The sequence below is a fragment of the Paenibacillus sp. J22P90 genome (assembly GCF_059692195.1).
The window spans coordinates 503,871-528,998 of the sequence record NZ_JCAUAY010000004.1 but is presented as its reverse complement, the minus strand read 5'-3'; the positions used below and the strand labels follow the sequence as shown (position 1 = coordinate 528,998).

The window sequence follows — 25,128 nt, the reverse complement described above, 5'->3', positions numbered from 1 at the left end:
TGCAGCTCGAGAATTTGTGAGTATGTCCACAAAGAAGATGTCATGGTTGCTATTAATTATGAAACGGCCTATGGCTTGGCACAGCTATATAACGAATTTCCTTCAAAACCAAGCTGTCCTGCCTGTGGAGAAGTCATGGCTTTCTATGCTCATTCAGTCATCGAAGAGCCGTGGCTCTCCTGAGAAGCTTGACAATTCGCGCATTCCTGATAATAGTTAGAGAATAATGCAATCAGGAAGGATTCCCAACGCGATGATGACAGATGTAAATCAAATAGATATTTTACCCGTAGAAGTTCGTACAAGTTTGGACGAGCATAGGCAGATCGTACATACATCGGAAGACCGCAAGTTGATTGGTGTCGCTGCGTATGAAGCACCCACTGAGGAGCTACTCACGGATGCGATTGTTTCTCTATTTCTAGGCAAAAATGTACTGCTGAAGGGGCCAACGGGTTCTGGTAAAACGAAGTTAGCGGAGCACGTTTCAGCCGTTTTCAATCAGCCGATGCATAACGTCAATTGTTCCACGGATTTGGATGCGGAAGCCTTGCTCGGATTCAAAACATTAACGCACGACGAACAGGGACGAAGTCTGATCGTGTTTATCCCTGGCCCTATTATGAAAGCGATGACCAAAGGGCACTTCCTCTACATTGATGAGATCAACATGGCTAAACCGGAAACACTCCCATTAATTAATGGCGTGCTGGATCACCGCAGATCCATAACAAACCCTTTTACGGGTGAAGTTATTACAGCGCATCCGAATTTTAGAGTCGTAGCAGCGATTAATGAGGGCTATATAGGTACGGTACCTCTAAATGAAGCGCTGAAAAATCGGTTTATCACGATTGAAGTGCCGTACTTGCAGGGAGAGCTCTTGTTTCAGTTATTAAAAAGTCGGTCCGTCTTGCGTGATGAGAAGCTGATCCGCACCTTCGTGCAGCTTTCCGCTGATTTGCTATCCCTCATTGAGATGGGACAACTGCCAGATGAAGCGGGTTCAATTAGGGCCTTGTTAGATGCATGTGATTTGGCAGCTTATATGCCGCCTATGCGCGCTGTAACGCGTGCAATTGCCGATAAATTAGAGGATGAAAGGGAACGTGCGGCTGTGTTAAATACAGCTGAAACGTTACTATAACCCCATGTTCGTAGGAAGCCTGAGCCGATTGGATGACAAAATCGACGCCATGCTGCATATGCAGCTGGTGGATTTGGCGCGTTTATTTACGAAACGCGGCAAGCTTGAAGTGGAAGCAGCCTTTCATGCGCATTATGATGAGTCAGCATTGAAGATGACAGTGAGTCAGTTTTGGTGGGATTATTCACTGCGCGACAAAACAGCGGGAATGAAAAGCGATGTGTACTTACGCTGTCTTGGCAGTGCTTGGTTTACGGGAAGGGAAGCGGTAAACGCGTATCTTCAATACAGTTCCAATGCGAAGTTTCCCAAGCTGGCCAATAGCTTATTTTCGCTCTGCGAAGATATGCGTTTAGAACGGATTTGTCGCAGTCAACGCCCAGGTACAGGACCTGTGTTTGCTCATCGGCACCGCATTTTAGGGGGATATTTTCAACATAAACTGCGAACGCATCTAAACAAAGGAGAGTTCGCGGATGCCGTGCTACTGCTGGTGTATGGCTGGTTTACTGGAAAGTCATGGCAGAATGAGCTGTCTGCTACTGCGCATGGGAGTGAGCTGACAAGCTGTTTGATTAGCCTCTATGAGGTGCTGGAGCAGGTAGAGGAAGCGGCCCATACGGATGAGGTTGCGCGATTATGTGAACGAATGAACGAGGCGTTGAGCGTTTGGCTGAAAAGAGATGCGGTTGCTGCGTATTTTTGGACGCAGCAGGGGAGCGGCATTGCAGATCCCCTTCCTGCGGATTACAAAGGCGAGCTGAAGCGCGCGAAGCGGCTCGCCAACGATGATGTGCTCCCCGAGCAAGAGGGGGAGCGTCAATTACCAGGCCAAGAGCGGCTGCCGACTTGGCATCGCGAGAGCAGCGACCGCAGCCCGGGGCTGCTGCGGTTTGAGCTGGAGCGCGGCTCGCGCACAGCCGCGCAAGGGTCTGCGCCCCGTGAAGGCGATGCCGCCGACCAGGCGCTCGCCATCACCCAGGGGCGCTCGCAGCGCGCCCAGCGCACCGGCGCCGCCGCTGAGCGGCGCCAGGGGGCTTCCGTGCCCGCGGCTGCGGGGCACGGGGAGGGCGAGGTCGCCGCGTACGCGACGGCGACCTGGCTCTTGCCTGAACGTCCTACTGCTGCGCAGGAGGACGGGTTCAGGCGCTTGAGCGAGCGCGCAGCGCCGCTCGCGAAGCCTTTGCAGCGTGCGATACGACGCACGCTGGAGCAGAAGCGGATCGCCCCGCGCGGCGATCGCTTATTTGGGCGGCTCGACAAGCAGCTGACGCGAGCCGTCACGCAAGAGCTGCCGCGGCTCTTCTACAAGAAGCGCGCGCCGGTACCCCAGCTCGACGCAGCGTTCGCGCTGCTCGTCGATTGCTCAGCATCCATGTATGACAAAATGGACGAAACCAAGCTCGGTCTCGTGCTATTTCACGAGACCCTCCGAAACCTGCGAATCCCCCACGAAGTCGTGGGGTTCTGGGAAGACGCGGACCGCGTGACAGAGCAGGAGGCACCGAACCTGTTCCAGGTTGCGGTGGACTTCGGCTCCTGCCTCGCGGCCTCGAGCGGTGCGGCTCTGATGCAGCTGGAGCCGCAGCAGGACAATCGCGATGGCTTTGCCATTCGCGAGATGACGAAGCGGCTGCTGCTGCGCACAGAGCGGCAGCGCATCCTCCTTGTGTTCTCGGATGGGGAGCCTTCGGCAGCCAACTATAACGATGTTGGCATCCTAGATACGCATGAAGCCGTCCTGCAGGCCAGACGCATGGGGATCGAAGTCATCAGCGTTTTTCTTGCAAATGGAACCGTGCATGAAACACAGCGGAACGCCATGCGTAATATGTATGGGCGAAGCAGCATCGTTGTGCCGCATGTTGAAGAGCTGCATGAACAGCTGGTTCCGATTTTACGCAAGCTGCTGCTGAAATCGATTCAGACATGATCTCATCTTTCTTTTACCCTCAAAATCCAGTACAATAGATCAGGGTTAATCTCGGTAAAAATCGCCAAACTCCGACAAAAAACGGATAGCAGGGATCATCATTTTTCATAGTTACTTATTACATAAGCCATACCATTATTCATAGTATTCACTTATAATCATTCCACTAGGGGGAAATATTCTCATGTACGGTGCACCATTATCCAACAAAGCGAAAAAAATTATGCTGCTTGGCTCAGGAGAGCTAGGAAAAGAAGTCATCATCGAAGCACAGCGTCTTGGTATTGAGACGATTGCTGTAGATCGTTATGCGAATGCGCCTGCTATGCAGGTTGCTCATCGCAGTCATGTCATTTCGATGCTGGATGGCGAGCAGCTGCGCGCGATTATTGAACAAGAACGCCCTGATCTTATCGTGCCTGAAATCGAAGCGATTGCAACATCTGTTCTCGTTGAATTGGAAAAGGAAGGCTACCGTGTCATCCCAACGGCTACAGCTTCCCGTTTAACGATGGATCGCGAAGGAATTCGTCGACTTGCAGCGGAAACATTGGGCTTGCGCACAGCTCAGTTTGAATTTGCTAATAGTCTTGAAGAATTGCATGCTGCTGTAGCAAAGATTGGAACACCTTGTGTGATTAAGCCAATCATGAGCTCCTCCGGTAAAGGACAAAGCGTTTGCCGCACACCTGAGGGTGTAGAAGCATCGTGGAACATCGCGATGGAGGGTGGACGTGCGAAGAACGCGCGTGTTATCGTCGAAGAATTCATTCATTTTGATTCGGAAATCACGTTATTGACCGTTCGTTCGGTCTCAGGAACAACGTACTGCGAGCCGATCGGTCACATCCAAAAAGACGGCGACTACATCGAATCCTGGCAGCCGCATCAGATGTCTGAGCAGCAAATTATCGATGCGCAGCATATGGCTAAAACAATTACAGATGCACTTGGCGGGTATGGACTCTATGGAGTTGAACTTTTCTTAACGGCGAATGGCGTTTATTTCAGTGAAGTTTCACCGCGACCTCATGACACGGGCATGGTTACGATGGCCACGCAGGATCTAAGCGAATTTGCGCTGCATGCGAGAGCGATTCTTGGATTCCCAATCACAGGCGTTCGCTTGTTAACACCAGGCGCAAGTTATACACTGAAAGCAGATCGTGAGCAAGTTGAATATACGATCAGCGGTATTGAAGAGGCCTTATCTGTACCGAATACGCAAGTTCGGGTGTTTGGTAAGCCGGAAACCAAAGTAGGTCGACGCATGGCCGTAGCGCTTAGTTCCGCTGAAACGGTGGAAGAAGCTCGCGGATATGCGAAAGAAGCGGCAGGCAAGCTCACTTTAAATTACAACTAAACAGTATGACAGCAGTACCCTAATGTCTGAGGTCATCATCCGGAGGCAAACACTATGGACCCTAAAGCAGCAAGACTGTCTCGAACTGTGTTGACAGAAATTATTTTGCCGGCAGATACGAATTACCATAACACTGTGTTTGGCGGTCGTGTCATGCAATATATAGATAAAGTTGCAACGATCGCTTCCATGCGTCATTGCCGCAAGAGTGTTGTAACAGCATCCAGCGACTCCTTGGATTTCTTCGCTCCAGTTAAGCTTGGCGAGGCGATTCAGTTGGAAGCCTTTGTCACTTGGACGCACCGCAGCTCGATGGAGGTTTATGTGAAAATTGAGTCGGAGAACTTGTTAACCGGCGAAAAGAAACATACAGCCACTTCGTTCCTTACGTTTGTTGCGTTAGATGACAATGGGCAGCCTTGTCCTGTTCCAGGCATCCTTGCCGAGACGGAAGAAGAGAAGAAGCTGTTCGAGTCAGCCGAAGCGCGGTTTAACGCGCGAAAACTGCGCAAGGAAGCACGTCTATAAGTGGTCATCTCGCATAGGATAGTTAGCAGTTCCTCTTGAGGAACTGCTTTTTTATTTATTTTAACAATAAAAATTTATTGTTAAACGATATATTTTGTGCTAAGATCATGTAGTCATTAAATAAGCGAGGTATTGAATAGTAGTGGGGAGACGCAACTTTTTTATCCATTGTGCAGTCAAATTGAGAAAGGTTACGCACCTCCATTACATGCTCGTAGATAAGGATGAAATTCAATGGAACTCAGGGATATTAAGCAGCGAATTGGCAAGCGTTTTCCTTTCTTGTATGGGCTTCGTGTCAGGCAGCTCATGCTGCAACGACATCTCATCAATCTAAATCCCAAGATCAAATATGCGGGCATTACAATGTCTCAGAGGCTTCCTTACACAGCAAAAAAGCACAAATCCATATTACGGCGTGTACTTGGAAACACGGATCCTATTTTACAAGAAAATAAGATCGTGAATTTGAAAATCGCTTTAAAACAAGTGGATGGGCTTGTGATCCAACCGGGTGAAACGTTTTCTTTTTGGAAGCAGATCGGTGTGACGAGTAAAGAAAAGGGCTATATCGAGGGGCTCATGCTCTCCCATGGCGAAGTTCGCGTAGGTACGGGTGGTGGACTGTGTCAACTGGCGAATATGTTATATTGGCTCGCTTTACATACGCCGCTGGTCATCAAAGAAAGGCACCATCACAGTTTCGATCTCTTCCCTGACGACCGCAGAGTAATTCCTTTTGGGACAGGGACGAGTGTATTTTATAATTACGTAGATTTGCAATTTTATAATCCAACGGACCGTAGTTTTCAATTTCAGCTGGATGTCACTGAGGAGTATTTGGAAGGCTCAATTAACTGCGATAAAGAATTACTTTATGTGTATAGAGTGAAAGAGAAGAATCATGCGTTCTACCAACGGGCTAGCAAATGGTACAGAGGCAACGAAATTTGGCGACAAACGTGCAGCAAGCTGGATGATTCACTCGTGGATGAAGAGCTGGTTAACGTAAATCACTCCGAGGTTAAATATATGAAATCTAATGGAACACAGGAGAACCATGAAGAGTGAACATGTGAAAGACTTTTTCATTTTCGGGTGGAAACAGGCGCTGTGCTGTATTTTTCCTGTAATTATCTTTTTGACGTTGGCTGTGTCCAAGGTCGTGTCGCTGCCATTTTTGCATCGCTATGATTTCATTTTACTTGTATGTATTCTTGCGCAAATTGTGTTGGTGTGGACGAAGCTAGAAAGTGTGGATGAACTCAAAGTTATCACGGTTTTCCATATTATTGGACTTGGGCTGGAGTTGTATAAAGTACACATGGGCTCTTGGTCCTATCCAGAGGAAGGTTGGACGAAAATCGCCGGCGTCCCGCTGTACAGCGGCTTCATGTATGCGAGTGTGTCCAGTTATGTGTGCCAGGCATGGAAACGATTCAATTTGCATCTCATCCATTGGCCTAGAACTTCCATTGCAATCGGGATGTCAGTTGGTATTTATGCTAATTTTTTTACCCATCATTTTGCTTATGATATCAGATGGATTCTGATTGCTTTGATTGTGATATTGTTTTACAAGTCACACATTCGGTTCACGGTCACGACCCAAACCTACCGGATGCATACGATCCTTTCGTTTATGTTAGTTGCTTTATTTATTTGGTTGGCTGAAAATATTTCAACCTTTCTTGGCGCTTGGCGCTATCCAGATCAAGAAATTTCGTGGCGGATTGTACATTGGGGTAAAATTAGTTCATGGTTCATGTTGGTCATTATTACTATTATTATTGTGGCGGAATTGAAGCGGATCAAGTATCCGGAGCAGGTAAAGGGTGCGGTTAAAAGTTAAGCTAATCCTTGTATTTTTGGAAAAAACAAATTCCAAGCTCAACGAAAACCCCAGAGCATAAGTGCTCTGGGGTTTCATCTGTTTCTGAATTACTTCGCTCCGCCTTCGGCAAGAATCGTTTCCCAAATAGCGCCTTTACCGTAAAGATCTTTATTTACTTTATCCCAACCGCCAAGGTATTCGATGTTGAAAAGACCAGCAGGCGTTGTGTAGTTTTTCTCATATTGTTTTGCCACTTCTGGAAGCACAGAGCGGAAGCCTTTGTCAGCGAACACTTTCTGAGCATCAGCAGAGAATAAATAGTCATAGAAAGCTTGAACAGCTTGACGATTACCGTGTTTATCAACGTATTTATCAATGATGGCAACTGGGTTCTCAATGGATGTTGTGTATTGTGGAATGACTTCCACATATTTCTTACCAGATTGAACACGAGCTATTAGCTCATTCTCGTAAGTGATGATCGCATCGCCTACACCTTTGTCGAAGGTTGCGAGGGAGTCAGCGCCGCTCTTATCGAGAACTTTAATGTTTTTGTAGATTTTAGCTACGAGATCTTTGGCAACAGCGGGATCTTGTTTGCCAGCTGCTTCGGAAATTTTGAGACCAGCACCATAAACTGCGTTAATGTCCCATTTCGCGCCGCCAGATGTGCTTGGATTCGGGATCAAGACTTCTACGCCTGGTTTAGTCAAATCCGACCAGTCTTTAATGCCTTTCGGGTTACCTTCACGTACACCAATCGCTGCAATTGAAGTTGTTACGAAGCCTTTGAACTTGTTATTTTTCCAGTCATGAGTGATTAAGCCTTTTTCAACGATCTTTTGGATATCGCCTTCAAGAGAGAGAGGCGCGATGTCGGCTTCAAAGCCTTGAATGATGGCAGTCGCTTGGGAACCGGAAGCCACATAGGATTCTTGGAATTCAACCGTTGTACCTGTTTTCTTTTTATAATCTTCTTTAAATTTAGGCAAAATGACTTCAAAGGAATCCTTCAAAATGGAGTATGCGCCGATCGTAATCGTCACTTTTCCTCCATCAGCCTTCGGCGCAGCGCTTGCAGTTGCAGCCGCTGCCGCAGTTGGCGCACTTGTGCTAGCTGTTTTTGTTGTGCCGGATCCGCAAGCTGTAAGGGTAATACTTGCTGTGAATAAAGCTGCAGTAACGAGGCCAAGCGATTTGAATTTTTTCATGGTTAACAACTCCCCTTCTTTATGAAAGCTTATTTTTCAAAAATCATATGAAGACAGGCTGTGGATCTTGTTTTGCCTGATTATCAATCCAGGTTGTTCCTTCTGGGGTGAAGACAGATATTTGGTGAATCAGGATGTTCACTTCATCGCCAACTTGATAAATGCGTTCTTTTACTGGCTGATAGGCGAAAAGCTTGAATTTATCAGTTTCCATTTCGAGATACCAGGAATCTCCGCGGAAATGCACATGTGTGACTTTACCTTTTTCACCAGCTGTCGCTAGGTGACTGACGTTGTGCGGTCGAACTTCGATATTCTCAGGCCGTATGAGCACATTCACATTTGGAAGCCATTTTCCATCTTGATGAAGATCTTCGAGTGTAGGGAATCCGACTAGTGGTGAATAGGAAGGAAGAATGTTCGATTCTCCAATGAACGATGCTGCGAATGAGGAAGCAGGCTTCGTGTAAATTTCCCAAGGGCTGCCTTGCTGTTCGATTTTCCCGCCTTGGACCAAAATAATCTCATCGGCCACCTCGATCGCCTCATCCTGATCGTGGGTAACGAATAGTGTCGTTACTTTGAATTCATTGATCAGATTTCGCAGCCAAACGCGAAGCTCTTTCCGAATTTTGGCATCGATCGCGGCGAATGGCTCATCAAGTAGAAGCAGCCGCGGTTCAGGCGCTAAAGCTCTAGCAAAGGCAACCCGCTGACGTTGTCCGCCTGACAACTGGTGCGGATATTTCCGCTCATGGCCGGCGAGCCCCATTAAGTTCACTAGATAAGCAACGCGATCCTGAATCTCCGCCTTCGATTTTTTAAGCACCTTCAACCCGTAAGCGACATTGTCAAACACCGTCATATGCTTGAAGAGGGCATAGCTTTGAAAAACGAACCCTATGCCTCTTTCTTGTACAGGGAGGTGTGTGGCGAGCTTGCCATCGAAAAAAATGTCGCCGCCAGTCGGCGCTTCGAGACCAGAAAGCATCCGGAGGATGGAGGTTTTGCCACCACCGCTCGGTCCAATCAATCCGACTAGGTGCCCTTCTTTTACTTTAAAATTCACATCTTTGATCGCATGAAAATCGCCGTAATGTTTATTTAGATTGGTGACTTCAATGAGCATGCGGGGATCCTCCTCCATGGTTTCTTGTTGCTTCACTTCTGCGTTTCAACCATTCTAGTGATAATAAAATCGTGATGGATACAAGACCTAATACGAAAGCTACGCTATTGGCAGCTACGAGCTGGAATTGTTCTGCGTCTTGATAGACGAGTGTCGTAGCTGTTTGTGTTTGATTAATGATGTTGCCAGAAACGACTAAAATAGAACCGAATTCACCGAGTGACCGAGCGATCGTCAAAATTAATCCATACACAACGCCCCAACGAATACTCGGCCATGTCACTTGGAAGAACGTACGCCAAGGTCCTGCGCCTAAAGTTGCGGATGCTTCTTCGGATTGTGTTCCAATCTCCTCCAGCAATGGGACAACTTCACGAACCATGAGCGGGAAAGTGATGAACATCGTCGCAATGACCATACCGGGAATTGCATACACAATTTTCATATTATGATCTTCTAGGAAAGCGCCTAGTGCCGTGTTTGGACCGAAAAGCAAGATAACCATTAAACCCACGATGATCGGTGATACAGCAAAAGGAAGATCAATCAAAGCGTTAATGATAGGCTTCAACCAACGTGAAATCCAAGAGCCCCTTACAATTTCTAAAGAAATATAAATTCCAATAATGGCATTAAGTACTGTAACGATGGAGACAATAATCAACGAGATTTTCATCGCGTGAAGAGCTTCAGGACGAACAAGCGCATCTAGAAAAGCGCTAGGACCTTCTTCAAACGCTCCGAATGTTATTCCTAAGAAAGGCAATGCAATTAGTAGGAATATAACCAAAAATGAAATACCGATCAATAATCTTCTCATGCTAGTCGCCCCTTTCCTCGAGTCCATACATGGATGAACCATAGTATCAGGACGGAGAGTGTCAGGAGAACCAAGGAGATAGCAGCTGCACCTTCGGGATTATAGTTCTGCGTTTCACCATATATATAGACTGAGGCTACCATTGTTTTCCCTGGTAAATTACCGGAGATCAAGGCGATAGCACCAAATTCTGCGAGTGAACGGGAGAAAGCGAGCATGCTGCCGGCAATCGTGCCTGGTAAAAGTGCGGGCAACACGATGCGATAAAACGTATAAAACCGATTCGCTCCTAGCGTAAAGCTTGCTTGCTCTTCTGCGGGATCGATCTGCTCTAGAAGTGGTTGAACTGTTCGTACGACGAATGGAAAAGTGACGAAGACGAGTCCGATTACAATGGCTGTTTGATTGTACAGAAGTTTAATGCCAACAGAGTCAAGCCAAGCGCCTAGTGGACTTTGTGGTCCTAATAGGGTCAGAAACATTAAGCCTGCGACGGAGGTGGGAAGTGAGAAGGGGAGATCTACCATGCTGTTCAGAATGCTCTGTCCTCGAAACCGATAGCGGACAAGGACATATGCGATGATCGTTCCTACCACTGCTTGAATCACCGTAGCGATAACACTGAGTTTTACTGTCAATAAAATTGACTTCCATGCTAAAGGTCCTGTGACTTCTTTCCAAAATGGCTCCCAGCCTAATGAAAATCCTTTGACATAAATGGAGGCTATTGGGATAAGAAGAAACACTATTAAGTAGCCTATAAGCACGGATCGAACCGTCGCTTTGAAAACCTTATTCCGCATGGAACACCACCTATTCTCATAAAGCATACCAACTTACTTGGTTTAATTAAAATGACTATAACAGCGACAGGATTAATCTGTCAATAAGCAATTTAGCAAAAAATGCGGTGTGTAAGGTATTTCTTTTTGCATATAGTAGAAGAAACGAAATGGACGATATAAACGATCCAGATCAATGGAAAATTTAAGTAAAAGGGACATTGACACCTTTCAGTTGCCATGATAATATGGATTTAAATTCTAATTCCGAGTAAAAACATAAGAATAATATGAGTAATGAAAGGGAGTTACCATCATGGAGCATGCCATCACGATTCAAAGCGACAATGTCGAATTAGCCGCAACGTTACACTACCCTACACAGCAAACCTCTGCGGTTCAAGCCGATTGTCAGCGTTGGCCCTTAATCATCATTTGTCATGGGTTTATTGGGAGTCGAATCGGGGTTGACCGGCTTTTTGTAAAGGCAGCTCGTTCTTTCAGTGCGCAAGGTTATTTTGTACTTCGTTTTGACTATGGCGGCTGCGGTGAAAGTACAGGAGATTATGGTGCTGGCGGGCTAGATGCTCTCATCGAACAGACTCGCCGAGTCATTGATTATGGGGTTTCCATTGATTGTGTGGATCTGAGCAGAGTGATTCTATTGGGACATAGCTTAGGCGGAGCCGCGGCAGTCTTAACTGCAGCCAAAGATCATCGTGTGAAAACACTCGTATTATGGTCAGCTGTAGCACATCCACACAATGATATTGTACGAATTGTCGGCAAAAACGAATATGAGAAGCTGCCTCAGGGTGGCTCCATCGATCATCATGGCTATCAACTGACAAGTCGATTCTTCGATTCTTTATCTCAGCATCAACCGTTTGAGCAATTACGTAAATTTACTGGCGATGTACTTGTCGTTCATGGTACCGCTGACGAACTCATTCCAGTTGATTATGCGCCATTATATCAGAAGATGTTTTGGCTTCGAAAAGAAGGTCAATGTGACCTGGAACTGATTTTTCAGGCTAACCATACGTACTCGACGACGCCATCAACGACAGAATTGCTGCAGAAAACAGGGGATTGGCTGAACTATACGTATAAACGTAACAAAGAGTGGAACGATTGGACAATTTAATTTGGACTAGGAGGCATGACGATGGCAAAACCACTGGAGCTAGATGAGATATGGGTAGAGCGTATTAGGCAAATTTTAGATGGATTAGAATATGGATCTGTGCAAATCGTTGTTCACGATGGCAAGATTACACAGATTGATAAGACAGAAAGAAGACGATTCGAGACGGCTGCTGCCCCGCAAGCGCAAGCTACGTTACAAGCTGTGAAATCATCGAAATCAAAAAGTAAAGCATAACCTAGCAATAGCACTTATACCTGGCCCTCATTCCTTTGGAATGGGGGCTGTTTTCATACGACAGAAGACGTATACTAAAGAAGAATACATACGGAGTTTGGAAGGAGAGTCTTATGCGTAAAGGGCACTTTATTTGGGATGATGCGCAGGGAATCCATCACTATGTATACGAGTGGCTTCCTTCGGAAGACGTGAAAGTGAAAGGGATCGTGCAAATTGCTCACGGAATGGCAGAAACGGCTGCCAGATATGAGCGTTTGGCGGTTGAATTAACGAAGAATGGATACGCCGTCTATGCCAATGATCATCTGGGACATGGCCAAACTGCAGGATCCTTGGAAGCTCTGGGCAAGTTTGGCAAGAATAGCTTTCACGCCATGGCTGCTGCGATGGGGCAGACTACGTTGCAGATACGTAAGCGATTTGAAGATGTGGATAACAGGCAGGATCGCCTGCCGCTATTTGTGCTGGGGCATAGTATGGGATCCTTTTTAACGCAGTACTATATGGTTTCTCATATTGGGCAATATCCTGAGGATGTTCAGGGGATTATGTTGTCAGGCTCCAATGGCAAAGAAGGAGCAATGTTAAACGCGGGGATCGCCATTGCGAGCATGGAAGCCGCTTTGCGTGGCGATCATTTCCGGAGCTTGCTGCTGACTGCGCTCTCTTTTGGTAGCTTTAACACGAAATTTAAACCCAATCGTACGCCATTTGACTGGTTGAGTCGAGACGAACGTGAAGTGGATGCATATATAAATGATCCCTATTGCGGGAGGGTTTTTACATCAGGGTACTTTAGAGATTTCTTCAGGGGACTGAAGGAAATTCATCAACCTCAACATCTGGGTCGCATTCGAAGGGATGTTCCGATCTATATTTTCTCGGGCGAAGATGATCCCGTGGGTGGACAAGGCAAGGGTGTACGCAGGCTAATTAAAACCTATGAGCAGTTAGGCATTCAGGACATTAGCTACAAGCTTTATCCTGGTGGCAGGCATGAGATGTTGAACGAAATTAACCGGGATGAGGTTATGGGGGATATTGTGGCGAGGTTAGATAGTTGGATTTTGGGGAGTAGAGTGTAGGAAGTAGAGAGAAGAACGAAGAGCGAAGAGAGCTGTTCCTGCTGGCTGTGATGCTGGTTTGGAGCAGCTCTTTTGGTGTTTTGGCAAAACCTAAGCGTTTCGTTCAAGCTGCGCACGAATGCCTTCGCGATCGATTTGAATCCAGTATTCGACGATATGTTCATGCTCTACACGATAAACGGCGCTTGCGATTTCAATTATCGTTTTGCCTGTTGGCGGGTAGCCATCGACTTCCCCGATATGCGTGCCGGTCTGCTTCCAGCGAACATAAACGCGGTCTTCTTGAGCGATGATCTCCTGCACTTCTACTTGAAATGCGCCGTAAGAGGCGATCATCTCTCGCACATGATCGGCGTAGTTTGCTGGCGTGCGGTGAACGGTGGTTTCATTTTCTGCCGTCATTTGATGAGCTAGAACCTGATCTGCCATATAGTCATGGGCCGCATCGGGCTGCTGACCAGAACGAACGAGTTGGAAGAACTGTTGAACGATTTCTGTTGGTGATAATGGCATCTGGGCTGCTCCTTCTTAGGAAAGAATGGGATATGAGTAGAAAAAGTATAGGGGATAGTAGGGAAAAGTTCAAGCGGTACATATTAAACCTTGAAACATTTGGTAACTCGGGAACGTTTAAGATTTGTGTGAGTTGTTATGTTAGCGGAGTTAGAAGGGGGGAGATAGGGTGAAAAGAGTAATAAGTTTGATGCTGATGACGGTTCTAACATTAAGCTTTGTGACGATCTTCAAGTCTTCGACAGCCTATGCTTGTTCTTGTGCAGCTCCTCAAGCTGTTGAGGCACAATTTAAACGGTCGGAAGCCGTTTTTGCTGGTCGTCTCCTTGACGTAAAAGAGCAAAGAAATTTATACGGAAGTATGACGAAAGCTGCGCTGTTCGAAGTAAGCCGTATATGGAAAGGTGGCGATGAATCACAATTCATTATTCATACAGGAAGTGGTGGCGGGGATTGTGGGATTGATTTTCAAAAAGGCAAAGAATACTTGGTTTATGCTCAACTATCTACCATGTATGGGGACAAAGAGCTTCTGGTCACGATCATTTGCGATCGGACGGTTGCTTTAGACCAAGCGCAGGAGGACCTAGCTGTATTAGGGGAGGGGAAAATCCCAACCAAAAAAGTGAATCTCGAAGGAGAACTGATGAAGAGAGATCCGTATATTTGGGTTGCTGTTGTTGGGATTGCTGCTGTTGGAGTGGTAATTTTCTTGGTTCGACGAAAATGGAGGAAGTAATCATTGAGTGGGACGAGACGCTACTCTAGCGCACAATTTATGTGCGCAAGCATGCGCCTGTCGACGCGTACGCTGCTCTAGCGCACTAAAACGAAGGAGCTTAACGCATATAAGCGCTAAGCTCCTTTACATTAAATATGACCCTACGCCAGCAGCTTCTTAAACTCCGCGGTCAGCAGCGGCACGACCTCGAACAGATCGCCGACAATGCCATAGTCGGCAACTTTAAAGATCGGCGCCTCCGCATCCTTGTTGATAGCGATGATGACGCGCGAAGAGCTCATCCCCGCCAAATGTTGAATGGCGCCGCTAATGCCGCACGCGATGTAAATTTCCGGCGTCACCACCTTGCCGGTCTGGCCGATCTGCATCGCGTATTCGCAGTACCCCGCGTCGCACGCTCCGCGGGAAGCCCCAACAGCGCCGCCTAACACGGCAGCCAGCTCTTCGAGCGGCTGGAACCCATCGGCGCTGCGCACGCCCCGTCCGCCGGAGACGACGATCTTGGCTTCAGCCAAGTCGATGGCGCCGGACGTTTTTTTCACGACCTCCCGGATGATGCTGCGCAGGGAGGGAGCGGGATAAGCAACATCGATGATCGCAGCTTGACGCGAAGCGTCAGGCGCGAGCGCCGCGATGTTGTTCGGTCTTACCGTGACGACCCAAGGCGCGGCAGGGTCGGTAAACGCTTTCTTCTCGACCGCTTTGCCAGCGTAGAGCGGTCGCGTAAACAAAACGTTATCGCCGCTGCGTTCAATGGCGGTAACGTCGGATATTTGACCTGCGGAGAGCGAAGCCGCAGCCAATGGGGCTAGATCTCGGCCCATTGCCGTGTGGCCGAAATAAACCGCGTTAGGTCCCGCGACAGCCGTCACTGCTAGCAATGCACTCAGATAAGCCTCTGAGCTGTAGCTCTCAAGCTGAGCATCTTCAACAACGTAGATGCTTTCTGCGCCATATGCGGCTAGCTCGCCAGCCAACTCTTTCGTGCCAACACCGCCGATCAAGACGGCATGAATCGTATCTCCATCTCCAGCAGAAAGCTGCGCTGAACGTAATGCTTCAAAGGATACTTGACGAAGCTTGCCACTGCGAGCTTCTGCAACTACAAGAAATTGTTTAGCCATCGTTATTGCCTCCCTAATCACGTTGTGGGGTAAAGTTAGATCACTTTGGATTCATTACGCAGTGCTTGAACGAGTTCGGTTACTTGGTTGCTAAGCTCGCCTTTGAGAATGCGGCCGGCTTGGCGTTCTGGCGGCAAAGTTAGAGCCGTGCGAGTGGTTTTGGCAAGAATAGCATCTGCACCCGGAATATCATCTAACGACAAGTGTTGGAAAGGTTTCTTCTTTGCTTTCATAATGCCAGGGAGCGATGGATATCTAGGTTCATTTAAGCCTTGTTGTGCGGTGAAAAGAGCAGGGAGAGGCACCTCGATTACCTCAATATCACCTTCAGCATCGCGATGAACTTCGGCACGGTCACCCGAGATTTCCAGCTTTGTAATAGAAGCAACATGAGGCAAGCCCAGCAACGCGGCCAAACGAATCGCAACTTGACCTGCACCATTATCCACGGAGAAGTTACCGCCAAGTAAGAGGTCAACCGATTGATCTCGCAAATAGGCCGCTAAAATTTCAGCAATTTCGTACTCATCCCCTAAAATCCGGTCATCCGTAATCAAAACAGCTTCATCCGCCCCCATAGCAAGCGCAGTCCGAAGTGCTTCCGCCGTGCGGTCAGGACCGATAGAGAGAAGCGTCACTTTGCCGCCATGCTCATCGCGCAGCTGAATCGCTTGCTCAACCGCATATTCGTCGTACGGATTGATCACGAACTTCGCGCCATCCTCTTGAACAACGCCATTTTGCAAGACGATTTTCTCCTCTGTATCAAACGTTTGCTTCAATAATACAAAAATGTCCATAGCCAAGCTCCCTCCTGAATATAAATGGAATAGAAACCTTATGACTCAATTCCTTTGATGAAAAAATCAAGCGTAGGGCCAACCTGAGCAGTTAACGAATATTTCTGGCCGGAAATCAGCCATGAAGTAACGACCTCATCCATACCGCCAAAAATCAAAAGTCGCACCAGCTTTACATCCAGATCGGAACGAAAGCTGCCGTCATTCTTTCCTTTTTCTAATATATTTTCAATGAGGATAATATATCTCTTAAGAGCAAGACCAATCTCTTTGCGGAGCTCCAAATCACTTTGACGAAGCTCAATTTGCGTAAGGTACGCCATGTGGATATTATTTTCGAGCTCGGTAAAATGAATTTCACAGATTTTGCGCAGCGCCTCTTTTGGGCTTGTGCTCTCGCGGACAGCCTGATTGAACTTGTCAACCAGCTCGCCTAATTTCTCTTGAAAAAGACAAGTTAAAATATCCTCCTTCTTCTTGAAGTAAAGATAAATGGTGCCGTCTGCAACGCCAGCTTCTTTGGCAATACGGGAAACTTGCGATTTATGAAACCCATTTTCCGCAAATACCTTCATAGCACCTTCGAGAATTGCGTAATACTTGTCTGGTTTTTTGCTACTTGTCAAGGAGATCACCTCGGTGTTAGAATACAGATATCGGTGAATGAATACTCATTCATTTTCGTAATTTCATCATAAAATACGCAGTACGCCTTGTCAACGACTTATTCCGCTTATAGAGCAAGTAGGGAGGTTTGTCGGCTTACTCTTCACAATGAAGCACGTTTCTACTCTTGTTTAAAAAGGGACTAATGAAATTTGCTTTTTTGCGATTACTGTATGTAAGCGCTAACAATTAAAATGAAAAGTGAAAAACAAATTCATAAAAGGAGGGTCCTCCATGACCGGTGCACTGATTCAGTTTCTCCTTTTTCTAGCGGTTACGGGTTTGGCGCTCTACGGGTTCGGTAGGGTTGTGTATCACCGATATTTATATATCCAATTGGGGAAATCGGTGAATCTGAAGAAGGAAGCGAGCTTAAGGCTCAAGGAGTTTGCGGTTCAAGTGTTTGGCCAGACGAAGTTATTGAAGGATAAAAAGAGCGGCATTATGCATATCGTGATCTTTTATGGCTTCATAATTTTACAGCTAGGCGCCTTGGACCTTATTTTAAAAGGATTAATTGACCGAGGGTTACCGATTCCTGGTTATGCGTATTTCACCCTTATGCAGGAAGTGACGGTCGGGTTGATCGTGTTGGCCATGGGATATGCGACCTATCGCCGCTACATCGAAAAGCTTAAACGCCTCAAACGGGGCTGGAAGCCAAGTATCGTTGTGTTTTTTATCATGTTCCTGATGTTGTCCGTTGTAATAAGCGGTGGTTTTGAACGGGTTCGTGAAGGTCTCCCGGCTTCAGGCTTCGCCCCGCTGACATCGGCATGGGCGGCGATGTTCGATGGCATGTCGACATCAGCGGCAACGGTGGGCTTCTATGCAGGATGGTGGATGCATCTGCTGATTTTGCTGGCTTTCCTCATTTATGTGCCGCAGTCCAAGCATTTTCACATCATTACCGCTCCGATCAACATTTTGCTGCGACGGACGGAGCCGACAGGCAAGCTGGCATCATTGAACTTGGAAGATGAAGATGCGGAAGAATTCGGCGTCGGGAAGATTGAGGATTTTACGCAAAAGCAGATGCTGGATTTCTACTCATGTGTAGAATGTGGACGCTGTACGAGCGTATGTCCCGCAAATACGACAGGCAAGCTGCTGTCCCCGATGCATCTCATTACGAAGCTGCGTGATCATTTAACGGAGAAAGGTGCGGCCATTACCTCGAAGTCCCCGTGGGTACCAGCTGTGGTGTTCGCTCCAGAATCGCAAGGGAACCCGCTAGAAGTTGATTTGATCGGCGGAGTCATCACCGAGGAAGAGCTGTGGGCTTGCACAACCTGCCGCAATTGCGAGGATCAATGTCCAGTAGCGAACGAGCATGTGGACAAAATCATTGATATGCGCAGGCACTTGGTGCTGACGCAAGGCAGTATGCCGCATGATGGGCAACGCGCGCTGCAAAACATCGAAAGACAAGGGAATCCTTGGGGGATTTCCCGCAATGATCGAGTGAAATGGGTCAAAGAGGTTGACCCAGAGGATGCGCTTGGCGTGCGAACGGTTAAGGAGAATCCTACTTTCGAGTATCTGTTCTTCTTAGGCTCCATGGGTGCCTATGATAATCGCAGTCGCAAAATTACACATGCATTTGTGAAATTAATGAAGGAGGCTGGTATTTCTTTTGCCATATTAGGAAATGAGGAGAAAAATTCCGGCGATACACCGCGTCGCATGGGGAATGAATTCCTGTTCCAGCAGCTATGTGCGGACAATATCGCTACTTTTCAAAAGTACAAAGTCACAAAGATCGTCACGACCTGCCCGCACACGTACCATACGTTCAAAAATGAGTATCCTGAATTTGGCTTAACGGCTCAGGTTTTTCACCATACGGAATTGTTGGACCTGTGGGTAAAAGAAGGGCGTTTGACTCCGCTACATGAAGTTCACGAGCGCATCACGTACCACGATTCCTGCTATTTAGGTCGTTATAACGAGGTGTACGAGGAGCCCCGAAATGTATTGCGTGCGATTCCTGGCGTGGAACTTGTGGAACAAGCGAGATCTCGTGAGAACAGCATGTGCTGTGGCGCAGGCGGCGGCATGATGTGGATGGAGGAAACGGTGGGAACTCGCGTGAATGTGGCGCGTACAGAGCAGCTTTTGAGTGTGAAGCCAACCGTGATCTCCTCGGCGTGTCCCTATTGTTTAACGATGGTTGAAGATGGCACCAAGTTGAAGGAAGTTGACGCTGGGGTAAAAGCACGTGATATCGCTGAAATTCTTGCGCAATCGGTATTTGGCTAGTTTCACTCGAAAACTTTAAGTGATGCTTACGAAGTTAGTTTTTCTATCGAAAAACTTTTAGGAGATGATCTCATGACAACGATTCGTACGGCAGCGGTAATCGGCTCAGGAGTAATGGGTTCCGGTATTGCTGCACATTTAGCCAACGTAGGTATTCCTGTTTTGCTGCTTGATCGTGTACCAGAGCAGTTAACGCCACAAGAGGAAGCGGCTGGACTCACGCTCGATCATCCTAAAGTACGTAATCGATTCGCAGTGGGGGCCATGGAAAAGCTTGTGAAAACAAACCCTGCACCCTTATATAGCGAAGCTTTTGCCTCACGGATTACACCTGGGAACATCGAGGACGATTGGGCGAAGCTGAGCCAAGTGGATTGGATTGTCGAAGTCATTATCGAAAATTTGCAGGCTAAACAAGCGCTTATCGCGCGGATCGAACAGGTGTGGAAGCCCGGTACGATCGTATCTTCGAATACGTCAGGGATTTCCATTAATGCCATGGTGGAGAATGCTGGGGCGGATTTCAAGAAACATTTCTTAGGAACGCATTTCTTTAATCCTCCGCGCTATATGAAATTGTTGGAAATCATTCCGAACGAGCAGACGAATCCTGCAATCGTTGCCTTTATGACTGATTTTTGTGAGAAAAAGCTTGGAAAAGGCGTCGTGCAAGCCAAAGATACTCCTAATTTTATTAGCAATCGAATTGGCACTTATGGGCTTCTTATTACATTGAGAGAAATGCTGGCAAAAGGGTATACGGTTGAAGAGGTAGATGCGGTCACAGGGCCTGCCATGGGGCGGCCGAAGAGTGCGACCTTCCGCACGCTGGATCTCGTGGGTCTCGATACATTCGTCCATGTGGCGAACAATGTGTTTGATCTTGTGACGGATCCGGTTGAAAAGGATGTTTTCGATACGCCGGCCATTTTGAAAGAGATGGTAGCTAAAGGTTGGATCGGCGAGAAGCAGGGTCAAGGCTTTTATAAGAAAGTGAAATCGGCCGAAGGCAAGGAAATTCAGGCATTGAATTTAGAGACGATGGCGTATGCAGCTAGTCGCAAAGTTAGCTCAGCCTCCTTGGAAGCCTCGAAGCAAGCGAAGGGGACAGTTGCAAAGATCAAAGCCTTGTTGGGTGCAAAGGATCGGTATTCTGAGCTGGCGTGGAACATTTTGAAACCCGTTCTGCTGTATGCGGCTGAGAAGCGGGACGAAATTGCAGACAACATCGTGGATATCGATAATGCGCTTAAGTGGGGCTTTAATTGGGAGTTAGGACCTTTTGAGACGTGGGATGCGATTGGTCTAAAACGTTCCGTAGAACGTATGGAGGCAGAAGGCAGCACGGTACCTACATGGGTAAAAGATTGGATTGCAGCTGGTCATGACAGCTTCTATGAGCGAAAAGAGGGTAGAACCTTTGCTATTTTGAACCAGGAGCTACGTGAGGTAGAATCCAGACCCGAGATCATCTCATTGGCTGCGCTCAAACAGCAAAACAAAATCATCCGCTCCAACAGCGGTGCGAACTTAATCGATATCGGTGACGGAGTTGCATGCTTAGAGTTTAATTCACCAAACAATGCAATCGGTGCGGATATCCTGACGATGATACAGCAAAGCGTCGATGAAGTTCGCGCTAACTATCGCGGGCTAGTCGTCGCCAATGAAGGGAAAAACTTTTGCGTCGGCGCCAATCTCATGCTGCTCTTAATGGAAGCACAGGACGGCGAATGGGATGAAGTTGACGGCATCATTCGATTGTTCCAGAACGCAATGCTGAAGCTGAAAAGACTAGATAAACCCGTCGTTGCGGCTCCTCATAAGATGACGCTCGGCGGTGGTGTAGAAGCTTGTATGCCGGCGGATCAAACGATTTTTTCGGCAGAGACGTATTACGGACTCGTTGAGACGGGAGTAGGCCTCATCCCTGCGGGAGGTGGCTGCAAGGAGTTTGCGCTGCTGGCAAGTCAGCAAGTGAAAGACCCGGAAGTTGATCTGCAGCCGTGGATCAATGCGGTATTCGAGACGGTCGCGATGGCTAAAGTGTCTACAAGCGGTCACGATACGAAACGTCTTGGCTTTATGCGAGCTCAGGATTCGGTTGTTGTGAATCCGGACCATCGGATATATGAAGCGAAGCAAGCTGTGCTGCGGATGGATGCAGCAGGCTATACACCTCCAGCACAAGAGAAAATCCGTGTCGTAGGCGAGAACGGGAAGGCGGTTATGCAAGTTGGGGCGTATTCGATGCTTAAGGGCGGCTATATCAGTACGCATGACCAACTGATCGCGAATAAGCTCGCGCATGTGTTAGCTGGAGGTAATGTGCCAGCCGGGACGATGGTAACCGAACAATATATGCTCGATTTGGAGCGCGAAGCTTTCTTGAGCTTATGCGGTGAGGTCAAAACGCAGCAGCGGATGCAGTATATGCTCTCGAAGGGGAAGGCTTTGAGGAACTAGGGGCTTCGAGCCCGAGATGCGGAACGTAGATCCCTTATTTGCGTGAAATTGGCGGTTACCGGGGAGTTACGGAACGTGAGGGCGCTAATTTGTTAAAAACAAAGGTTTCACCGTGATTTCATGGCAAATAGCGGAACGACGTTCCGCAACTTGCGCAGGATCAGGTGAAATCGCTGAAATAGCGGAACCAGGTTCCGCAACTAGCAGCAATCAGGTGGAAAAACAACGAATGGGATGTATACCCAATTACTCGAATGAGGTGAGTTCGATGAAGGAAGCCGTCATTGTATCCATAACACGCACCGCCGTTGGGCGCGCGAAAAAAGGCAGCTTCGCGCAAACACGCGCGGAAGATCTTGGTAAAGCCGTACTCGAAGAAGCCGTACGGCGTGTACCTGGGCTCGACAAAGGAGATGTCGAGGACATCATCATCGGGTGCGCGATGCCCGAAGGCGAGCAAGGGCTGAACTTCGCCCGCACGATGGCGCTATATGCGGGCTTTCCCGTGACCGTGCCTGCGATCACGGTCAATCGCTTCTGTTCCTCCGGCTTGCAAGCCATCGCATATGCGGCGGAGCGCATTATGCTCGGCCACGCCGAGGTGGTCATCGCCGGAGGCGTTGAGAGCATGAGCCACGTCCCGATGACGGGCTTCAAGCTCTCGCCGCATCCGCGGCTGGTCGAGACCATGCCCGAGGTGTACATGGGCATGGGGCACACGGCGGAAGCCGTCGCGACGCGCTTCGGCATCTCGCGCGAAGCGCAGGATGGCTTCGCGACGCGCAGCCATCAGAAAGCAGCGGCGGCCATCGCAGCGGGCCGCTTCACCGACGAGATCGTGCCGGTGAGCACGAGCGTGAAGGGCGTGGACGAACGAGGCAAAGCCTACGTTCGTGAGTATGTGTTCGCCACGGATGAGGGCGTTCGCCCCGATACATCCGTGGAAACCTTATCCAAGCTGAAGCCTGCGTTCAGCTTGGGGGGTTCTGTGACGGCGGGCAACGCGTCACAGACGTCGGACGGCGCAGCGGCGGCCGTGCTGATGAGCCGAGAGCGCGCGGAAGCGCTCGGGCTGAAGCCGATGGCGACGTTTCTGTCCTTTGCGCTTTCCGGCGTAGAGCCGGAAATTATGGGTGTTGGACCCGTCAAAGCGATTCCGAAGGCGCTGAAGATGGCCGGCATTACGCAAGAACAAGTCGATCTCTTCGAGATCAACGAAGCCTTCGCTTCTCAATGTGTTCATATTGTGCGTGAGCTTGGCATAGATGAAGAGAAAGTCAATGTAAACGGCGGGGCGATTGCCCTAGGTCATCCGCTCGGCTGCACAGGCGCGAAGCTCTCGACGAGCTTAATTTACGAGCTGCAGCGCCGAGGCGGCGGGTACGGTGTTGTGTCGATGTGTATCGGCGGCGGAATGGGAGCAGCTGGTGTGTTCCAGGTGCATGCAGCCGAATAAGGCGCGGAATTTCGGAATTCCAGTACTCCAGAAACGCTAGTAATCATCTCGTGAAGCATTCATTTTCATTATATGCATCCACATTTAAAGGAGAGTTGACTCATGACGAATAAAGTCGTTGGCGGAAGCTTTGTGATTTCAGATCTTGATTTTCATTCCATCGTAACACCCGATGATTTCACGGAAGAGCATCGCATGATTGCTGAAACAACGCGTGACTATGTGAATGGGGAAGTCATGCCGAATGATGAGCACTTAGAGAAGCTGGATTATGATTTGACTGTCAAATTGATGCGCAGCGCCGGTGACCTTGGGTTGCTTGGGGCAGATGTCCCTGAAATGTACGGCGGACTTGGCTTGGATAAAGTCAGCTCCACGATCATCAGCGAAAATTTAGCTCGCGCTTCCTCCTTTGCCTTATCGATTGGCGCGCATGTCGGTATCGGAACATTGCCGATTGTGTTCTTCGGAACACAGGAGCAGAAGAAAAAGTACTTACCTGACTTAGCGACTGGGGCTAAGATTGCAGCTTACTGTTTAACGGAGCCGACTTCGGGATCTGATGCGCTCGGTGCGAAAACAACGGCTCGACTTTCGGAGGACGGCAAGCACTACATTTTAAACGGCTCCAAACTTTATATCACAAATGCGGGTTTCGCTGATATCTTCATTGTGTATGCCAAGATCAATGGCACGGATTTCACAGCATTTATCGTAGAAAAAGGCGATCCCGGCTTTACAATGGGACCAGAAGAGAAAAAGATGGGGATCAAAGGCTCATCCACACGTCCACTCTTTTTCGAAGATGTGAAAGTTCCTGTTGAGAATTTGCTCGGGGAAATTGGCAAAGGTCACCTCATTGCTTTTAACATTTTAAACATCGGACGTTATAAATTAGCTGTCGGCTGCTTAGGTGCTTCCAAAGAAACCATTGAGCTTGCTGTGAAATATGCCAATACCCGTCAGCAATTCCAGACACCGATTTCAAGGTTTCCACTAATTGGTAAAAAACTGGCAGAAATGAATATTCAAACGTACATTCTTGAAAGTATGGTGTACCGGACGACGGGCCTTTTTGATCAAATTCTTAAGGATATGGATCACACGAGTCCAGATGCAGGTAAGATTTCTGCCAAAGGGATTTCTGAATATGCATTGGAGTGCTCCATTAATAAAGTATTTGCCTCTGAGGTTTTGGACTTTGTAGCAGACGAAGGCTTGCAAATTCACGGCGGTTATGGCTTTATCCAAGAGTATAAAGTAGAGCGTATTTATCGCGATTCGCGGATTAATCGTATTTTCGAAGGGACGAATGAAATTAATCGTTTGCTTATTCCCGGTACGCTGGTGAAGAAAGCAATGAAAGGTGAACTGCCTTTGCTGCAAAAGGCACAAGAACTGCAAGGTGAATTGCTCTCCTATATGCCAGGTCAAACATTTGAAGGCACGTTGGAGGAAGAAGCTCATCTCGTGAAGATGGCGAAAAAAGTATTCCTCATGGTCGGCGGGCTCGCGGTTCAAAAGTACGGCATGGCGCTGGAGAAAAATCAGGAGGTTCTGAGCTGTCTCGCGGATATTATGATTCAAATCTTCGCTGCGGAAAGTGGACTGCTGCGGACTCAAAAGCTGGTCAACAAGGTAGGAGAAGCGAAGGCGACAAACGCCATTCAGGTTACAACTGTATTTGTGCATGAAGCTTTTGATAAAATTGAGGCATATGCGAAAGAAGCGCTCAGTACGATGGAAGAAGGAGATGTGCTGCGGACTCAACTATCTATCCTCAAGAAGCTTTCTAGACGCAGCAGTATCAATACGGTGGGGTTGAAGCGCGACATCGCCGCACGTGTAATTCAGGGTGAGAAATTCATCGGATGAATCTC

23 protein-coding genes are annotated in these 25,128 nt (G+C 48.0%); 15 read left to right on the top strand and 8 right to left on the bottom strand.

What is annotated here, in order from left to right:
• Positions 1-58: 58 nt before the first annotated feature.
• The 7 genes from AC58UX_RS16780 (at position 59) to AC58UX_RS16750 (ending at position 6,823) form a co-directional block, all read left to right on the top strand.
• Positions 59-220: a hypothetical protein gene (locus tag AC58UX_RS16780; protein WP_497254648.1), complete on the top strand. Its 162-nt coding sequence runs from the start codon at positions 59-61 to the stop codon at positions 218-220.
• Positions 221-256: 36 nt separating this feature from the next.
• Entirely contained in the window at positions 257-1,147 is an 891-nt protein-coding gene (locus tag AC58UX_RS16775) for an ATP-binding protein (RefSeq protein WP_497254892.1), read from the top strand.
• A 28-nt stretch (positions 1,148-1,175) separates the two neighbouring features.
• On the top strand, positions 1,176-3,080 hold the full coding sequence (locus AC58UX_RS16770; RefSeq protein WP_497254646.1) for a nitric oxide reductase activation protein NorD: 1,905 nt from the start codon (positions 1,176-1,178) through the stop codon (positions 3,078-3,080).
• Between the two features lie 184 nt (positions 3,081-3,264).
• Positions 3,265-4,443 (top strand): formate-dependent phosphoribosylglycinamide formyltransferase, encoded by a 1,179-nt coding sequence (gene purT, locus AC58UX_RS16765; RefSeq protein WP_497254644.1) that lies wholly within the window; start codon positions 3,265-3,267, stop codon positions 4,441-4,443.
• Positions 4,444-4,497: 54 nt separating this feature from the next.
• Positions 4,498-4,971 carry an acyl-CoA thioesterase gene (locus AC58UX_RS16760; RefSeq protein ID WP_497254642.1) on the top strand — a complete coding sequence of 158 codons (474 nt, stop codon included), beginning with the start codon at positions 4,498-4,500 and terminating at the stop codon, positions 4,969-4,971.
• 234 nt (positions 4,972-5,205) lie between these two features.
• Positions 5,206-6,042, top strand: a complete 837-nt coding sequence (locus AC58UX_RS16755) for a VanW family protein (RefSeq protein WP_497254640.1) — start codon at positions 5,206-5,208, stop codon at positions 6,040-6,042.
• Positions 6,032-6,823, top strand: coding sequence for a DUF817 domain-containing protein (locus AC58UX_RS16750; RefSeq protein ID WP_497254638.1), 792 nt, complete (start codon positions 6,032-6,034; stop codon positions 6,821-6,823). Before AC58UX_RS16755 ends, AC58UX_RS16750 begins: the two co-directional genes overlap by 11 nt.
• An 89-nt stretch (positions 6,824-6,912) precedes the next feature.
• Here the strand turns inward: AC58UX_RS16750 and AC58UX_RS16745 are convergent, their stop codons facing one another.
• Genes AC58UX_RS16745 through cysT form a run of 4 tightly spaced genes read right to left on the bottom strand, consistent with a single transcriptional unit; the run spans position 6,913 to position 10,768 of the window.
• Complete coding sequence (locus AC58UX_RS16745) at positions 6,913-8,016, bottom strand: sulfate ABC transporter substrate-binding protein (protein WP_497254636.1); 1,104 nt, start codon at positions 8,014-8,016, stop codon at positions 6,913-6,915.
• 43 nt (positions 8,017-8,059) lie between these two features.
• Positions 8,060-9,145 (bottom strand): ABC transporter ATP-binding protein, encoded by a 1,086-nt coding sequence (locus AC58UX_RS16740; protein WP_497254634.1) that lies wholly within the window; start codon positions 9,143-9,145, stop codon positions 8,060-8,062.
• The gene (locus AC58UX_RS16735) at positions 9,135-9,965 is read right to left on the bottom strand and encodes a sulfate ABC transporter permease (protein ID WP_497254632.1); all 831 of its coding nucleotides are present in this window, start codon (positions 9,963-9,965) and stop codon (positions 9,135-9,137) included. The genes AC58UX_RS16740 and AC58UX_RS16735 overlap by 11 nt, the downstream gene beginning before the upstream one ends.
• The gene (gene cysT, locus AC58UX_RS16730; protein WP_497254630.1) at positions 9,962-10,768 is read right to left on the bottom strand and encodes a sulfate ABC transporter permease subunit CysT; all 807 of its coding nucleotides are present in this window, start codon (positions 10,766-10,768) and stop codon (positions 9,962-9,964) included. Before cysT ends, AC58UX_RS16735 begins: the two co-directional genes overlap by 4 nt.
• Before the next feature lie 295 nt (positions 10,769-11,063).
• Between cysT and AC58UX_RS16725 the strand changes: the two genes are divergently transcribed.
• The 3 genes from AC58UX_RS16725 to AC58UX_RS16715 all read left to right on the top strand — a co-directional run bounded on the left by AC58UX_RS16725 (position 11,064) and on the right by AC58UX_RS16715 (position 13,219).
• Positions 11,064-11,894, top strand: coding sequence for an alpha/beta hydrolase family protein (locus AC58UX_RS16725; RefSeq protein ID WP_497254628.1), 831 nt, complete (start codon positions 11,064-11,066; stop codon positions 11,892-11,894).
• A 21-nt stretch (positions 11,895-11,915) separates the two neighbouring features.
• Complete coding sequence (locus AC58UX_RS16720) at positions 11,916-12,131, top strand: YezD family protein (RefSeq protein WP_497254626.1); 216 nt, start codon at positions 11,916-11,918, stop codon at positions 12,129-12,131.
• Positions 12,132-12,244: 113 nt separating this feature from the next.
• A complete protein-coding gene (locus AC58UX_RS16715) occupies positions 12,245-13,219 on the top strand; it encodes an alpha/beta fold hydrolase (protein WP_497254624.1) in 975 nt (324 codons plus the stop codon).
• 90 nt (positions 13,220-13,309) lie between these two features.
• On the opposite strand, the gene AC58UX_RS16710 is transcribed toward AC58UX_RS16715, so the two are convergent.
• Positions 13,310-13,732 (bottom strand): ester cyclase, encoded by a 423-nt coding sequence (locus tag AC58UX_RS16710; RefSeq protein WP_497254622.1) that lies wholly within the window; start codon positions 13,730-13,732, stop codon positions 13,310-13,312.
• Between the two features lie 169 nt (positions 13,733-13,901).
• On the opposite strand from AC58UX_RS16710, the gene AC58UX_RS16705 reads away from it, so the two are divergent.
• Positions 13,902-14,471 (top strand): hypothetical protein, encoded by a 570-nt coding sequence (locus AC58UX_RS16705; RefSeq protein WP_497254620.1) that lies wholly within the window; start codon positions 13,902-13,904, stop codon positions 14,469-14,471.
• Positions 14,472-14,614: 143 nt separating this feature from the next.
• Here AC58UX_RS16705 and AC58UX_RS16700 read toward each other — a convergent pair whose 3' ends face one another.
• From AC58UX_RS16700 to fadR, 3 genes are read right to left on the bottom strand one after another with little or no spacing between them, the layout of a single operon-like run.
• Entirely contained in the window at positions 14,615-15,598 is a 984-nt protein-coding gene (locus AC58UX_RS16700) for an electron transfer flavoprotein subunit alpha/FixB family protein (protein ID WP_497254618.1), read from the bottom strand.
• 35 nt (positions 15,599-15,633) lie between these two features.
• On the bottom strand, positions 15,634-16,398 hold the full coding sequence (locus AC58UX_RS16695) for an electron transfer flavoprotein subunit beta/FixA family protein (protein ID WP_497254616.1): 765 nt from the start codon (positions 16,396-16,398) through the stop codon (positions 15,634-15,636).
• A 38-nt stretch (positions 16,399-16,436) separates the two neighbouring features.
• Complete coding sequence (fadR, locus tag AC58UX_RS16690; RefSeq protein ID WP_497254614.1) at positions 16,437-17,024, bottom strand: fatty acid metabolism transcriptional regulator FadR; 588 nt, start codon at positions 17,022-17,024, stop codon at positions 16,437-16,439.
• A 274-nt stretch (positions 17,025-17,298) separates the two neighbouring features.
• On the opposite strand from fadR, the gene AC58UX_RS16685 reads away from it, so the two are divergent.
• The 4 genes from AC58UX_RS16685 (at position 17,299) to AC58UX_RS16670 (ending at position 25,123) form a co-directional block, all read left to right on the top strand.
• A complete protein-coding gene (locus tag AC58UX_RS16685; protein ID WP_497254612.1) occupies positions 17,299-19,326 on the top strand; it encodes a (Fe-S)-binding protein in 2,028 nt (675 codons plus the stop codon).
• 72 nt (positions 19,327-19,398) lie between these two features.
• Positions 19,399-21,792: a 3-hydroxyacyl-CoA dehydrogenase/enoyl-CoA hydratase family protein gene (locus AC58UX_RS16680; RefSeq protein WP_497254610.1), complete on the top strand. Its 2,394-nt coding sequence runs from the start codon at positions 19,399-19,401 to the stop codon at positions 21,790-21,792.
• Between the two features lie 268 nt (positions 21,793-22,060).
• On the top strand, positions 22,061-23,248 hold the full coding sequence (locus AC58UX_RS16675; RefSeq protein ID WP_497254608.1) for an acetyl-CoA C-acyltransferase: 1,188 nt from the start codon (positions 22,061-22,063) through the stop codon (positions 23,246-23,248).
• 102 nt (positions 23,249-23,350) lie between these two features.
• A complete protein-coding gene (locus tag AC58UX_RS16670; RefSeq protein ID WP_497254606.1) occupies positions 23,351-25,123 on the top strand; it encodes an acyl-CoA dehydrogenase FadE in 1,773 nt (590 codons plus the stop codon).
• Positions 25,124-25,128: the final 5 nt, after the last annotated feature.

Bases quoted from the DNA above. Each gene is read 5' to 3' on its own strand.
- AC58UX_RS16780 (WP_497254648.1), top strand. From the start codon at position 59: ATGAAACGGCCTATGGCTTGGCACAGCTATATAACGAATTTCCTTCAA.
- AC58UX_RS16775 (WP_497254892.1), top strand. From the start codon at position 257: ATGACAGATGTAAATCAAATAGATATTTTACCCGTAGAAGTTCGTACA.
- purT (WP_497254644.1), top strand. From the start codon at position 3,265: ATGTACGGTGCACCATTATCCAACAAAGCGAAAAAAATTATGCTGCTT.
- AC58UX_RS16760 (WP_497254642.1), top strand. From the start codon at position 4,498: ATGGACCCTAAAGCAGCAAGACTGTCTCGAACTGTGTTGACAGAAATT.
- AC58UX_RS16755 (WP_497254640.1), top strand. From the start codon at position 5,206: ATGGAACTCAGGGATATTAAGCAGCGAATTGGCAAGCGTTTTCCTTTC.
- AC58UX_RS16750 (WP_497254638.1), top strand. From the start codon at position 6,032: ATGAAGAGTGAACATGTGAAAGACTTTTTCATTTTCGGGTGGAAACAG.
- AC58UX_RS16745 (WP_497254636.1), bottom strand. From the start codon at position 8,016: ATGAAAAAATTCAAATCGCTTGGCCTCGTTACTGCAGCTTTATTCACA.
- AC58UX_RS16740 (WP_497254634.1), bottom strand. From the start codon at position 9,145: ATGCTCATTGAAGTCACCAATCTAAATAAACATTACGGCGATTTTCAT.
- AC58UX_RS16735 (WP_497254632.1), bottom strand. From the start codon at position 9,965: ATGAGAAGATTATTGATCGGTATTTCATTTTTGGTTATATTCCTACTA.
- cysT (WP_497254630.1), bottom strand. From the start codon at position 10,768: ATGCGGAATAAGGTTTTCAAAGCGACGGTTCGATCCGTGCTTATAGGC.
- AC58UX_RS16725 (WP_497254628.1), top strand. From the start codon at position 11,064: ATGGAGCATGCCATCACGATTCAAAGCGACAATGTCGAATTAGCCGCA.
- AC58UX_RS16720 (WP_497254626.1), top strand. From the start codon at position 11,916: ATGGCAAAACCACTGGAGCTAGATGAGATATGGGTAGAGCGTATTAGG.
- AC58UX_RS16715 (WP_497254624.1), top strand. From the start codon at position 12,245: ATGCGTAAAGGGCACTTTATTTGGGATGATGCGCAGGGAATCCATCAC.
- AC58UX_RS16710 (WP_497254622.1), bottom strand. From the start codon at position 13,732: ATGCCATTATCACCAACAGAAATCGTTCAACAGTTCTTCCAACTCGTT.
- AC58UX_RS16700 (WP_497254618.1), bottom strand. From the start codon at position 15,598: ATGGCTAAACAATTTCTTGTAGTTGCAGAAGCTCGCAGTGGCAAGCTT.
- AC58UX_RS16695 (WP_497254616.1), bottom strand. From the start codon at position 16,398: ATGGACATTTTTGTATTATTGAAGCAAACGTTTGATACAGAGGAGAAA.
- AC58UX_RS16685 (WP_497254612.1), top strand. From the start codon at position 17,299: ATGACCGGTGCACTGATTCAGTTTCTCCTTTTTCTAGCGGTTACGGGT.
- AC58UX_RS16680 (WP_497254610.1), top strand. From the start codon at position 19,399: ATGACAACGATTCGTACGGCAGCGGTAATCGGCTCAGGAGTAATGGGT.
- AC58UX_RS16675 (WP_497254608.1), top strand. From the start codon at position 22,061: ATGAAGGAAGCCGTCATTGTATCCATAACACGCACCGCCGTTGGGCGC.
- AC58UX_RS16670 (WP_497254606.1), top strand. From the start codon at position 23,351: ATGACGAATAAAGTCGTTGGCGGAAGCTTTGTGATTTCAGATCTTGAT.